Raw genomic sequence first — 14,371 nt, 5'->3', positions numbered from 1 at the left:
TGAGCAATGCCGACCGCCACCTTCATGTGCCCGGTTCCGATGACGGCACCGCCGCGAGATGTTCATCTAGTACCGGCGCGATGATCGAGAGTGCGTGCGGTGAGGTCAGGTCGTTGTGCGCGACATCGATATCGTGGTTGACCACTCTCCCGGTGGCGTATGGCCGCCAACCGTGCGGCCCGACGATATCGGAGCTGTCCACGGTGGCACTGAAATAGAGCAGGTCACCGCGGTACACCGGGCGGTGGTAACCGGTGCGGGTGCGCGCGGACGCGTTGTAGGAAGCCGCCATTCGCTCGATGATCTCGGCGTCGATCAGTTCCACACCGAGCCGGGCTTCGATGAGTGCGGCGGCTTCCTCGGCGCTCGCGTCGGCGGGTACGTCATCGATGCCGAAGATCGCGCCGAAGGTATTGACGAATGCGCCCGCGGACAGCTCTTCGATGGAGTCGCTGTCGATATCGGCGTGGTCGGTGTCCAGCAGGGCGACGACACCGACGGTTTCGCCCTCGGCCTGCAGTTTCGCCGCCATGGCGTGCGCGATGAGACCACCGAAGGACCAGCCGAGCAGATGGTACGGCCCGGTCGGCTGGACGGCGCGGATTTCGCGGATGTATCGGTCGGCGGACTCCTCGATGGAGCGTGCCGCCGGTTCGCGGCCGCTGAGTTCCGGTGCCTGTAGGCCATAGATCGGGCGACCTGGCCGCAGTCGTTCCGCCAATCCCAGGTAGCTCCAGGACATTCCGGACGAGGAGTGGATGCAGAACAGCGCGGGCTCGGTGCCGCCGAGCCGGATCGGCAGCAGCACATCGAGACCGAGTCCGCCCGGCGCGGCGGCGGTTTCGCGGGCCGCCACCTGTGCGGCGATGGTCGCGGCTTCGTCGTCGGCGGCGCGCTGTGCGGCCGGAGTATGCACGAAATGAGCTGCCGCGCCGAGCATCTCGAACCAGAGCACGGCCAGATCGGCTATCTCGGAGCGATCCACGAGTGTTTCAGGGAAGCGGAGATCGGCGTGCAACCGATCGTCGATGACGACAGCGCTGATCTCGATCGCGGATGCGACGGGGAGTTCCGGATGCGCATGCGCGTGCAGATCCCCGAATTCCTCGGTCGGAGACCAGCCGAGCCCCTCGAGTCCGGCGGGAATATCGACGTCGGTGTGCCGACCGAGGTATTCGAAGCTGATACGGCCCGGGGGTCGAGACGGAAGATGTTCTGCCGTAGCGGGATTGAGGTAGCGCAGCATCCCGTATCCGATGCCCTGGTCCGGTATCGCGAGCAGTTGATGTTTGATCGCGCGGATCGCCGCGCCCATCGCCGCACCGCCCGCACAGGCATCATCGATATCGATCGCGGACAGATCCAGCCGAGCCGGATAGCTGTTCGTGAACCAGCCGAGTGTGCGATTCAGGTCCGCACCCGGGATCACATCCTGCCTGCCATCGCCCGCCAAACGCAGCAGGGTCGTCGGTTCGCTCACATTCCGCCACCGCACCAGCGCCAAGGCCAGCGTGGCGAGCAGGGCGTCGGTCACCGTTGCCTGGAACAGTTTCGGCAGTGTGCTGAGCAGTGCGGTGCTGACCTCCTCGGATACCTCGAATTCGACCGAGCGTGTTGTGTGCGCTCGATCGATCGCCGGATCGAGCTCGCGGGAACCGATCAGCGGATCGGGACCGGCGATCATGCCTTGCCAATAGGCGAGTTCGGCGCTGCGACGCTCGGTCCCTGCCTCGTCGACGAGGGCATGCGACCATCGGCGCATCGACGTGCCGACATCGGCGAGGACCGGTGCGTTCCCGACCGATACCTGCGCCCATGCGGCGACCGAGTCCGCCACCAGAATTCGCCACGACGCACTGTCGACGGCGAGGCGGTGCGCCACCACGATCAGTCGTCCCGATCGCGTCCTGGCCCCGGCATCGCCGATCGGATCCAGCCACACAGCTTGCAGCACAATGCCATTCGCCGGGGAAAGCCGGTCTGCCGCGGAATTCAGTTCGGTGGCCGCGTATTCGCGCAGATCGAGCGCGTCGGCGGCGGCGTCGTATTCGATGCGGTGCACCAGCGCGTCGACATCGACCGAGCCCGGCTCATCGACCCGCCAGTGCCAGCCGTCCTCGGCCTGCCAGAGCCGCGAGCGCAGTATGTCGTGCCGATCGACCACGGCGGCGAGTGTCGCGACGAGCTGTGCTCGCTCGATGCCGACCGGAAGTTCCAGCACCACCGATTGCGCGCAGCGGTCGATATCGCCGCCACGCTCGACCAGTTCGCGCACGCCAGGGGTGAGCGGCAACTCGCCGATTCCGCCGCCGGGCAGTTCGTCGAGCGCCGCGACCGGCATCGCCACCACAGCGGCCAATGCCGCCACCGTGCGATGTTCGAAGACCTGCAGCGGCGTGCACTGGATGCCGTGCAATTTCGCACGGGAGACCAGTTTGATCGCCATGATGCTGTCGCCGCCGAGCGCGAAGAACGAATCATCGACGCCGACCTTGTCGCGATCGAGCAACTCGGCGTAGATCTGCGCCAGGATCTCCTCCGTCGGCGTCGTCGGAGCGCGGTACTCGGTCTGCTCGACAATGAATTCCGGTTCCGGCAAGGCTCGTCGGTCGAGTTTGCCCACGGCATTGAGCGGGATGGCATCCATGACCACGAATGCGGCGGGCACCATATACGCGGGCAAGGTATCGGCGGCGAACGCACGCACCCGAGCGATATCGAATTCGACACCGGGCTTGCGCACGAGATACGCCGCGAGCGCCGTGGCTCCGGTGGGACCGGGAACGCCGAGTGTGACGGCGAAGTCGACCCCGTCCGCGCGACCGAGAACCGCATCGATCTCACCCAACTCGATGCGCTGACCGCGCACCTTAACCTGGAAGTCGGTGCGGCCGATGTACTCCAGCTCCAGTCCGGCCGCTCGGACCCAGCGCACCAGGTCACCGGTGCGGTACATGAGTTCGCCGGGGCCGCCGTATGGGTTCGCGATGAAGCGTGCGGCGGTCAGGCTCGGTCGGGCGTGATAGCAGCGGGCCAGTGCGGAGCCCGCGAGGTACAGCTCGCCCGCGACTCCGACGGGGACCGGACGCAGCCGATCATCGAGGACCAGCACGGCCGCACCTCGAATGGGCGCACCGATGGTGACCGGCGTGCCCGCGGCAAGCGGCGCGGAACCCGTTGCCCAGATGGTGAATTCGGTCGGACCGTACAGGTTCAGCATGGTCCGGCCGTCGCACCAGCGTTCGACCAGTTCGGCGCCGACCGCCTCGCCCGCCACCGCGAGCACGCGCACACTCGACACCTCGGCGGGATCGATGGTGGCCAGTGCCGATGGCGTGATCACCATATGCGTGACCTGTTCGGCGGCAATCAATTCGGCCAGTGCGCTACCGCCGAAGACCTCCGGCGGTGCCACCACCGACGCGCCGCCGGAGCCGAATGCCATCAGCGCCTCGAAAACCGATGCGTCGAAACTCGGTGAGGCGACCTGCAGTACCCGCGAGGTCTCGTCCACGCCGAGCGATTCGCGTTGTGCCGCAATGAGGTCGGCGATACCGCGATGGGAAACGGAGACGCCCTTGGGTGTTCCGGTCGAACCCGAGGTGTAGATCATCCAGGCCGGGTTGTCCGGACGGATCGGTCCCGTGGACAAAGCCACGTCACTTGTCGCCCGTTCGCGCGCACTGAATTCGGCATCGTCGAGCACTAGCCACTCGGTGCTGTCGGGCAGCAGCGGCCGGTAGGCGGCGAGGGTCAGGCCGACCCGGGCACCGGAATCGGTGAGCATGTGATCGATGCGGTCCACCGGGTGTTTCGGATCGACCGGCAGGAAGGCCGCACCGGCCTTGGCAGCCGCCCACATGCCGATCAGTAGCTCGGCGGAGCGGGGCAGACCCAGCGCCACCACGGTTTCCGTGCCGATGCCCGCCTCGAGCAGCAGCCGGGCCAACCGGTTCGACTGGGCGTCGAGTTCACGGTATGTCGTCGTGCGTCCGTCGACGACCAGGGCCGGGCGGTCCGGATAGGACGTGGCGGAGGCGGCGAGTGCCTGGGTGAGTGTAGTGGTCCCCGCGGTCTCGGTGCCGCGTACCGGAACCAGCTCGGTGCGTTCGGATTCGGCGAGGATATCGATATCGGCCAGGGCGACATCGATATCCGCGACGATCGCGGCGAGCACGCGACGCCATCGGTCGGCGAAGGTCGCCACGGTGGCTCCATCGAAAAGATCCGTCGCGTAGGTCAATACACCCTCGACGCCGTCGGGACCGTCGGCAGTGAAACGTTCACGCAGATCGAGCGTCAGATCGAATTGCGAGGCACCGCGATCGAAATCCTCCACCTCGAAGCGCAATCCGGGCAGTTCCAGGACTGGTTCGACGAAGTTCTGCAGTGACAGCGACACCTGGAATATCGGATGGTGTGCGGTCGATCTGGTCGGGTTGAGCACCTGGACGAGCCGTTCGAACGGCACGTCGGCATTGCCGAAGGCATCCAGATCCGTGGCCCGCACGGTCGCGAGGAACTGCCGGAATCCGGTTCCCGGATCGACCGGCGTGCGCAGTGCCAGCGTATTGACGAACATGCCGACGAGGTCGTCGAGCGCCTCCTCGCCACGCCCCGCGACGGGCGTGCCGATCACGACATCGTCGGTACCGCCGAGCCGGGCCAGCAGTACCGCGAGCGCGGCGTGCACGACCATGAAGACGCTGACATTGTTCACGGCAGCGAATTCGATTATGCCGCTGTGCAATTGCGCGTCCAGCGTGAAATCGACATCGGCGCTGCGCATCGACTGCACCGCCGGGCGGGGGCGATCGGCGGGCAGTTCCAACACATCCGGCGCACCGGCGAGGGTATCGGTCCAATACCGGATCTGCCGTGCCGCAAGCGATTCCGGATCCGACTCGCTACCGAGCAACTCCCGATGCCACATCGCGAAATCGGCGTACTGCACGGTGAGCGGCACGCGGGTCGTGCCGTTCCCGCTGGTCCGTTCGGAGTACGCGGCGACCAGGTCGGCCGCCAACGGCGCCATCGAGGCGCCATCGGCGCTGATGTGATGAACTACGAGCACGACGACATGCACCGACGGCGCTTCGGCCACGACCGGTGCCTCGGCCATCACGGGACTCGACGACACCGGCGCAACGTCCATCGACGCATGCGAAGCCACCGGCGGAATGCCTACCGTGGGGCTGGAGGACACCGGCAACAAACACTTGCCGTCCGCACCGGCGCCCTCGGCGATGCGGAAGATGCCCACCCGCAGCGGCGGTTCCTTGGTGATATCGAATCCGGTGCCCGCCAAGGCATTGATCCGATGACGCAGGGCGGCGGTGTCTTCGGCGTCGACCACGGTCAACTCCGGCGCGGCCGCCGCGGTACCGATCACCACCTGACGGGGTCCCTCGGCGTCGGCGGGGTAGATGGTGCGCAGACTCTCGTGCCGCTGCACCACATCGGCCAGCGCGTGTTGCATCGCAGCCACATCGAGGTTTCCGGTGAGTCGTAGGGCGACCGCGATGTTGTAGGCGGGTGAGGTGGGATCCATCCGGTTGAGTACCCACATGCGCTGCTGGGCCGGGGACAACGGAACTCGGTCCGGACGGATTCGCGGTGCCAGCGCGAACCGACCCGGCTTACCGTCGGTGGCCGGGATGACCCGCGCGGACAGCTGGGCCACCGTCGGCGCGTCGAACAGATCGCGCAGCGCGATGGTCGAGCCGAGGGACGAGTTGATCCGGGCGACAACTTTGGTCGCGCTGAGCGAATTGCCGCCGAGTTCGAAGAACGACTGGTCGACACTCACCTGCTCGCTGCCGAGTACCTCGCCGAATACCTCGGCGACGGCCTGTTCGACCGGTGTCCGCGGCGCGAGATACGGCCGCTGCGTCGCCGAGAAGTCCGGCACCGGAAGGGCTTTGCGATCCAGCTTGCCGACCGGGGTCAGCGGGATGTCATCGAGCACGACCAGGTATCCGGGCACCATATAGCCGGGCAGCTCGGCCGCCACCTGGACGCGCAGTCGCTCGGTATCCAGTTCGGTACCGGCGGTCGGCAGAACATACGAGACCAGCACGGTCGCGCCCGCGGGCCCGGTGAGGCCGATGGTCACTGCGTATTCGACCTGTTCGTCGCGCGAGAGCACGGCATCGATTTCACCGAGTTCGATGCGCAGACCACGGATTTTGACCTGGAAGTCACTGCGCCCCAAATACTCGAGCACGAGCGCGCCATCCGCACCGGTGACCCAGCGGACCATGTCACCGGTGCGATACATCCGCTCACCGGGCGCACCATACGGATTGGCGATGAACCGGGCCGCGGTCATCTCGAAACGATTGAAATAGCCGCGGGCCAGGCCAGGACCGGCCAGGTACAGCTCACCGGCGATGCCCACCGGAACCGGACGCAACCAGGTATCGAGTACGAGATTCTCGGTACCACGGATCGGCCCGCCGATGGTGACCGGTTCATCCGGCAGCAGTTCGGCTGGGCCGGTTGCCCAGATGCTGAATTCGGTGGGGCCGTAAAGATTCACCATGCGCCGCTCGACCGCCCAGCGTGCGATCACTTCGGGGGTGGCGGCTTCGCCCGCGACCGAGAGCACTCGCAGGTCGTCGAGGTCGGTCGGCTCCATGGTGGCCAGCGCCGACGGCGTGATCACGGCGTGGGTGACCCGTTCACTGCGCAGCAGGCGTTCGAGATCGGCGCCGCCGTAGACATCCGGTGGCGATACCACCAGGCGGCCACCCGCGCAGTGAGCCATCAGCAGTTCGAAGACCGATGCGTCGAAACTCGGCGACATCACCTGCAGCACACTGGTATTGGGACCGAGTTCGAGGGTGTCCCGTTGTGCGGTGGTCACGTTCGCGATGCCACGGTGGCTGAGCAGGACGGCCTTCGGCTTACCGGTCGAGCCCGAGGTATAGATCAGGTAGGCGGTCTGGTCGATATTGATCGGGCCGCCGCGCTCCTCGTCGGTGATGGGTGCGTCGGAGACCAGCATGACCCGTCGAATCGTGTTGAGGTCGTCGAGCAGCAGCCAGTCGATACTGCCGGGCAGCGTCTCACCGATCTCGGTGACCGTCACGCCGATCGGGGCCTTGGAGTCGGCGAGCATATGTTCGATGCGCTCCACCGGATAGCTCGGATCGAGCGGTAGGAACGCAGCACCGGTCTTGGCCAAGGCCCACACGGCCACAATGGATTCCAGCGATCGGCTGAGTGCGAGTATGACGAAGATCTCGCGACCGACGCCGCGCCCGAGCAGGACCCGGGCGAAGCGGTTGGACCAGGCGTCGAGTTCGCCGTAGCTCATGGTGAGATCGCCCGCGGTGATCGCGATGGCGTCCGGATCGATGCGCGCGCCCGCCGAGAGAACATCCGGAAGCGTCTGCGGCGGAGCCGATTCCGTGCCACGCACCGGAAGCAGCGCGGCGAGTTCGGCATCGTCGCAGTACTGTAGTTGGGAGACAAGGGCATTCGGGTTGTCGGCCAGTTGGATCAGCAGGCGCACGAAGCGATCCAGCAGTGGCTGTGCCGCGTCGAGCGGCAACTGGTCGGCCATGAACTTCAAGGTGATGCGCAGCGTGTCCTGTCCGTCGTCGCCGCGCAGCGGAATGACCATGAGGTTCAGGGGATATGGGGTCGCGTCGGTGCCCTCGATGTCCAGCACCCGCATACCCGCGATATCGAGCGCCCGCGACAGCGCCTCCCGGTCGATGGGATAGGACTCGAATACGGTCAGGGTGTCGAACAATTCGGCGAGGCCGACAGCCCGGTGGATGGCGGCCAGCCCGACATGCTGATGATCCATCAGCCGCGCCTGCTCGGACTGGATGCGGGCCAGCAGATCGGTGACCTTCTCGGCCGGATCGAGCTGCACCCGTACCGGCAGCGTATTGATGAACAGCCCGACCATCTCTTCGACACCGGGCAACTCCGGCGGCCGACCGGAAACGGTGCCGCCGAACACCACATCGGTGCGGCCGGTGAGCATGGCCAGCAGCATGGCCCACCCGGCCTGCACCATGGTATTCACCGTCGCACCCGATTCGCGGGCGGTGGCCTCCAGCCGTTCGACCGTCGCGCGGGTCAGATCGTGCGAGATCATGCCGGTCTCGGTGGATTCGATACCCGCCAACGTCGGGACCGCGCGTGTCGGCGAATCCACGCCGGCCAGCGATTGCGTCCATGCCGCGAGCGAGGCGGCATTGTCCTGCTCGTCGAGCCAGGTCAGGAATTCCCGATACGAGTGCGCGGGCGGCAGTACGGAGGTGTCGCCCGACATGACATAGAGCGTCAGCAGTTCGCGCACCAGCAGCGGCGTCGACCAGCCGTCGAGCACGAGATGGTGATTGGTCATCACCAGTCGATAGGTATCGGCGGCGGTGCGGATCAGGGTGAAGCGGATCAGTGGTGGGCGGGCGAGTTCGAAACGGGTGCGGGCATCGAGGGCGATCAGGCGATCCAATTCGCGATCGCGTTCGGCGGTATCCGCGATGTCGGTGAGATCCACATCCTGCCAGCGGATTTCGGCATCGCCGAGGACGAGCTGGCGTGGACCGTCATCGGTCTCCACGAAGGCGACGCGCAGGTTCTCGTGCCGTTCGAGCAAAGCCTGTGCCGCACTGCGCAATCGATCGGCATCGACCGTGCCCGCCAGGGTGAGCAGTGATTGCACGGTGTAGCCGTCGGCGGTGTCGGAGTCGTAGAGCGCGTGGAAGAGCAGGCCGTATTGCAGCGGCGAGAGCGGCCAGACATCCATGAGGTTCGGATAGCGGCTTTCCCAGCTGTCGATCTGCTGTTGTCGCACCGCGACGAGTTCGAAGTCCGATGGTGTGCGCCCACCCGCGCCGGGCGAGGTGGCGTGGATGGCCAGTGCCCGCAGCGCCTGCGACCAGAGCTCGGCCAGTTCGCGCACATCCGCCTCGTCCAGCAGCCGGGAGGCGTAGGCCCAGGTGACCTCCAGTCCGACATCGGTGAGTACGGCATTGATATCGACGACCGCGGCCATCGGTGCGGTGTCGTTCTGGGTGGCGGCGAAACGCTGTGGGAGCCAAGGTCCCGCATGTCCACCAGTGAGCGCCCGGCCGAGATAGTTGAAGCTCAGCTGCGGTGTCGGCGCGTCCGCGAGGGCGGCGGCGGTCTCCGGATTCTGATAGCGCAGCATGCCGTAGCCGATGCCCTTGTCCGGCACCGCCCGCAGCTGTTCCTTGATCGCCTTGATCGCGGTACCCGCCGCGCTGTCACCGACGAATGCGTCGTCGAGATCGATGCCGGTTACGTCGATGGCCACCGGGTAGATGTTGGTGAACCAGCCGACGGTGCGGGCGATATCGGCGCCGGGCAGGATCGTCTCGGAGCGACCGTGGCCCTCCAGGGTGAGCAGTGCGGTGCTGCGCTCTCGCCAGCGGCTCACCGCGAGTGCGAGCCCGGCGAGCAGTACATCGTCTGTGCCGCAATGGAATTGGTCCGGCAAGGTGGAGAGCACGGTATTCGCGATATCCGGTTCCACGGTGGTCTGGTACTGCCCCATGGTGGCGACGACATCGACCGCGGGATCCAGTGCCGCCGATCCGATCTCCGGATCGGGTGTGGCCAGCATGCGCTGCCACAGTGGCAGTTCGGCGGTGCGCTCGGCCGCCTGCTCGGCCTGACCGTGCGCCCACCGCCGGAACGATGTGCCGACCGGCATGAGCGCACCCCCGCTTGCTGCGATTGCCAAGTCCGGCAGCAGGATTCGCCACGAGATGCCGTCGGTGACCAGATGGTGCAGCACCAGCCAGCACATCGGATCGCCCTCGGCCCGATCGATGAGAACGAAGCGTGCGACGACGCCCGCCTCGGGATCGAGCAGATCCGCCGCGCGCTGCAATTCGCGCTCGCAAGTCTCGGTCAGATCCGCATCGGCCGTGACGACATCGATCAACGCATCGACATCGACCGAACCAGGTTCGGCCACAACCCATTCCCAGCCGGTGTCGGTATGCCGCAGCGTCGAGCGAAGTACATCGTGGTGGTCGATGAGTGCCTCGACTGCCGCCCCGAGCTGATCGCGGCCGAAATCGGCGGGGAGACCGATCAAGACGGCCTGGCCGAAGCGGTCCCAGGTCCGGCCGTGCTCCACCATGTCGTGCACGATCGGGGTGAGCTCGACCGGTCCGACTCCGCCACCCGGTAGCTCGGTCACCGTCTGCGCGCCCACCTCGGTCGCGATTGCCGCCAATGCGGCAACGGTCTTGCGCTCGAACACATCTCGCGCACTGAAGCCGATTCCGGCGGCCTTCGCGCGCGAAACCAGCTGAATGGAGACGATGCTGTCGCCGCCGAGCGCGAAGAAGCTCTCGTCGACACCGACCTTCTCGAGTCCGAGCACGTCGGCGAACAGATCGGCGAGCGCCGCTTCCCGCGGGGTGGACGGCGCCCGGCTCTCGACCGCGCGAACACTGAAATCCGGTGCGGGCAGTGCCCGGCGGTCGACCTTGCCGAGCGGCGTCAACGGGATATGGTCCAGCACCATGACGACGGACGGGACCATATAGGCCGGAAGCGTCTCACCGGCGGCCGCTTTCAGCGCTTCCGGATGTATCTCGGTGCCCGGCTTGCCCTTGACGTAGGCCACCAACGCGGTCGCACCGGTCGGGGACTCGGCGCCGATGGTGAGCGCGAAATCGACATCCGGCTGACGCTGCAGCGCGGCATCGATCTCGCCGAGTTCGATGCGGAACCCGCGTACCTTCACCTGGAAGTCGCTGCGGCCGTGGTATTCCAGTTCATCGTGCGCGGTCCAGCGCACGAGATCGCCGGTTCGGTACATGCGTTCGCCCGGCGCGTACGGGTTCGCGACGAATCGGCTGGCGGTCAGGCCATTGCGTTGGTGATATCCGCGTGCCACGCCGGGACCGGCGAGGTACAGCTCGCCGACGGCCCCGCGGGCGACCGGCCGCAGCCACGGGTCGAGCACGACCGCGCTGACGCCTTGGGTGAGACTGCCGATGGTGACCTGGCCACCCGGGCTGAGCGGCCCGCTCAAGGTCACGGTGATGGTGGTTTCGGTGGGCCCGTAGCCGTTCAACAACGATCGACCCGACCAGGTGGCCACCAGTTCCGGCGGGCACGCGTCGCCGCCGACCACGATCGTGCGCAGTTCCGGCAGCGTCGCCGGATCCAGGGATCCCACCACCGCCGGAGTCACATTCAGATGTGTGACGCGGTGGGCGCGCAGCACTTCGGCCATCTCCTCGCCCGCATACGCCGACGGCGGCACAACGGCCAGTGTCGCGCCCGCCGCGAGGGTGACGAAGATTTCCTCCACCGAGATATCGAAGCTCGGTGAAACAGCATGTGCCACAACAGAATCGGCGGCGGATACCCCGAAGCCCGCGCCGGAACCGGTGACCAGATTCGCCAGGCCGCGGTGGGACACCAGCACGCCCTTGGGCAGTCCGGTCGAGCCGGAGGTGTAGATGATGTAGGCGATCTGATCCAGATGCACCGGCATCCGGCGATCGGCATCGGTGACCGCCGCCGAATCGTGTGCCGCCACCGTGTCGCCGGTCGCGTCGTCGTCCAGGACCAGCCAATTCACCCGGTCCGGCAATGACTTTCGGGCCGCCCCCACGGTGACACCCGCGACGACACCGCTGTCGCCGACCATATGCTCGATCCGGTCGGCCGGATAGGTCGGGTCGATGGGTACGAATGCGGCACCGGATTTCGCCACCGCCAGCGTCGCGAGCACCGATTCGGCCGAACGCGGAATCGAAATCGCCACGGTGCGTTCGGGTCCGGCGCCCGCGGCGATCAGCACCCGGGCCAGACGGTTCGTATATTCGTCGACCTCGCGGTAGGTCATCTGGGTATCGCCGTACCGCAGCGCCACCGCTTCCGGATCGAGTGCCACACCGGCCGCAATGAGTTCGGGTAGCGTGCGCGCGGCTACTCCCTCGGGGCCGCGTGCGGGTACCAGCCGACTCTGTTCCTCCTCGGAGGCAACATGGACGGTGCACAGCGGCGCATCCGGTCCGGCGGCGAGGAAGCGGTGCAGGAACATCAGGAAGCGCGCGTGGTGCGCCGCCAATTCCTCTGTGCTGTAAAGGTTCCCATTGCCCTGCAGATCGATATGGGTGCTCTCGCCGCCCACGCCCGGATACAGGTTGAGGAACAGATCATCGATCAACCCGGAGGTCAGCACGTGCAGTCGGCCGGTGACCGCGCCGAGCTGAATCCTGGTGTCCACCATCATCAAATTCACGGCCGGACCGAAGGACGTGGCCTCGTCCATCGCCCAGCCCAGGTCGCGGACGATATCCTCCTGCCGGTAGCGCTGCCTGCGCAGCGCACCGGTCAGCTCGCGCTGCGTGGCCCCGATGACCGATCCCACCGTCGTGGTCGGCGTCAAGGTGAGACGGAGCGGAACGACATTGGCGACCATGCCACCGGAGCGGCGCAGCGAGGCCGTCGTGCGCGCCGAAACCGGCAGGCTCAGGATCACCTCCGGTGCACCGGTCATCGCGGCGAGATAAGCGCCGAATCCGGCGACAATCGTCGGCGCGACACCCGAATCGGCCGCCTTCGCAACGGTATCGAGCAATTCGGCCGTCGCCGACGGCAGCGCACCCGAGACTCGGTTCGGCGGTGCGTCGACCTCGGCCTCCCGGCCCGCGAGATTGACCGGATCGGCCATGCCCGCCAAATGCTCGCGCCAGTACTCGCGATCGGCCTCGAATCGGTCCGAGCTGCGGTAGGCCAGATCGGCGTCGACGATCTTCTGCAGCGGTTCGGCCTTGCCGGGAGGAGGCTCTTTACCTTCGACGAGCGCGTTGTAGATCTCGCCGGTCCGCTGGACCAGGGCGAGTGCCCCCATGCCGTCCAGCACGATGTGGTGCATGCGCGAGTACCAGAACCAGCGATCGTCGGCGATCCGCAGCATGGCCATCGAGACCAGCCGGTCGCGCATGAGATCCAGCGGTGCGGCGTACTCCGCGCGCATCCAGGCCTGCGCCGCCGCGACCGGATCGGGCTCGTCTCGTAGATCGATGACGAGCGGTTCGTCCGCCAAGGAGGTGTCGATGTACTGGTACGGCTGACCATCGACATCGACCAGCCGGATATAGCCGGTGCCGAATTCCCGTCCGGTCCGGCGTGCGGCCTCCGCCAGTGCGTCGAGGTCGAGTTCGCCGACCAGTTCGACGTACTGCGCGATCGAAATAGGCGTATCACCCGCGATGTGCTGGGCGAACCAGATGCCGCGCTGGGCCGCCGATAACGGGAACGCGCCCTCGTTGTCGGTTGTCGAGCTCGAAGACGATGACTCATGCATAAGCAGACCTGCATTCTGACGTCTGACACGGTTGTCCACCGCTGGTCCCGACCGTCGCGTAGCTAGATTCATTTTGGACCGGCACCGAGCCCACCGAAGCCGTTTCACAACACTGTGCTCGACTGGCGGCGTTCCCGGCGCCCTGCGTGGTTGAGCTGCGCTGCCGCCTCTGGTCCCCTCGCTCACGCCGCAGCGCGCCCGAACCTCCAGGTTCGGGCGCGCCGGGGTGCTTCCAGGTCAGGCGGACTTCCGCGGTGCGAGCCGCTCGGCGTCGGTGATCGGTGCATCCGAGCTGACCAGGTAGCGCTGCAGCGTCGAACGGTCGTCCAGGATCAGCCAGTCGATGGCGTCGGAGAGCTCCGCGCGGCGGGCCCTGGTGGTGATGCCGATGGCCGCACCATGGACCGCGGCGGCGTCGTCGGCCAGCTGGGCCGGGGTCGCGCGGAGCTTGCGCACGGCGGCCGCGGACACGGTCGCCTCGATCTGCGGCTCGATCGCCAGCGCGATCCGGGTGTGGGCGGTGGCGCCGCGGGCGATCAGCAGCCGGGCCAGCCGGTTCGCCCAGCGATCCAGCTCGACATCGGCGAGCGACCCGGGGTTACCGGCGACCACATCGGCGTTGCGCAGGCGCGGCTGCAGCTGGATGACGTTGGTGGCGGGCGTTGCGACCAGAGTGCTCATTAGTGATCCCCTCACAGGTTCCGTCTTGTTCTCGGTGCCCTTCTAATCTCGCTGCCGGGAGGGGTTGGCGACAGCTACCCAAGCGCTGGTGGGAGCACTCCAAGGGTGAGCGAATTCATACCCAAGGTGTGTCGCAGCCGAAGACTCAGTCGGTGACGAACCGTTCAAGCCACTCGCAACTACCGCGGAGCGAGTCTTACGAGCGACGTTCGCGGCCCGTCTCGCGTCCGCGCGCAGGCGCGGCCATCGACTCAGCCGAGTGGCCGAAGCGCATGCGCCGCAGGCGCGAGTCTCGGCCGCTCGGACGCGAGACACCAGGGGGCCGCGAACACGCCGCGCCCGCGCGGCCAAGAACAGAGCACA

The 14,371-nt window shown here is 66.8% G+C and carries 2 protein-coding genes; both read right to left on the bottom strand.

The window, feature by feature from the left end; translation table 11 throughout:
• Positions 1 to 22: 22 nt before the first annotated feature.
• Entirely contained in the window at positions 23 to 13,327 is a 13,305-nt protein-coding gene (locus NA5_RS12040) for a non-ribosomal peptide synthetase (RefSeq protein WP_062985006.1), read from the bottom strand.
• 237 nt (positions 13,328 to 13,564) lie between these two features.
• The gene (locus NA5_RS12035) at positions 13,565 to 14,008 is read right to left on the bottom strand and encodes a hypothetical protein (RefSeq protein WP_062985004.1); all 444 of its coding nucleotides are present in this window, start codon (positions 14,006 to 14,008) and stop codon (positions 13,565 to 13,567) included.
• Between the last annotated feature and the right edge of the window lie 363 nt (positions 14,009 to 14,371).

The sequence above is a fragment of the Nocardia anaemiae NBRC 100462 genome, assembly GCF_001612725.1.
GTDB classification, from domain to species: Bacteria; Actinomycetota; Actinomycetes; order Mycobacteriales; family Mycobacteriaceae; genus Nocardia; species Nocardia anaemiae.
This window is presented reverse-complemented; position numbering and strand designations above follow the sequence as displayed.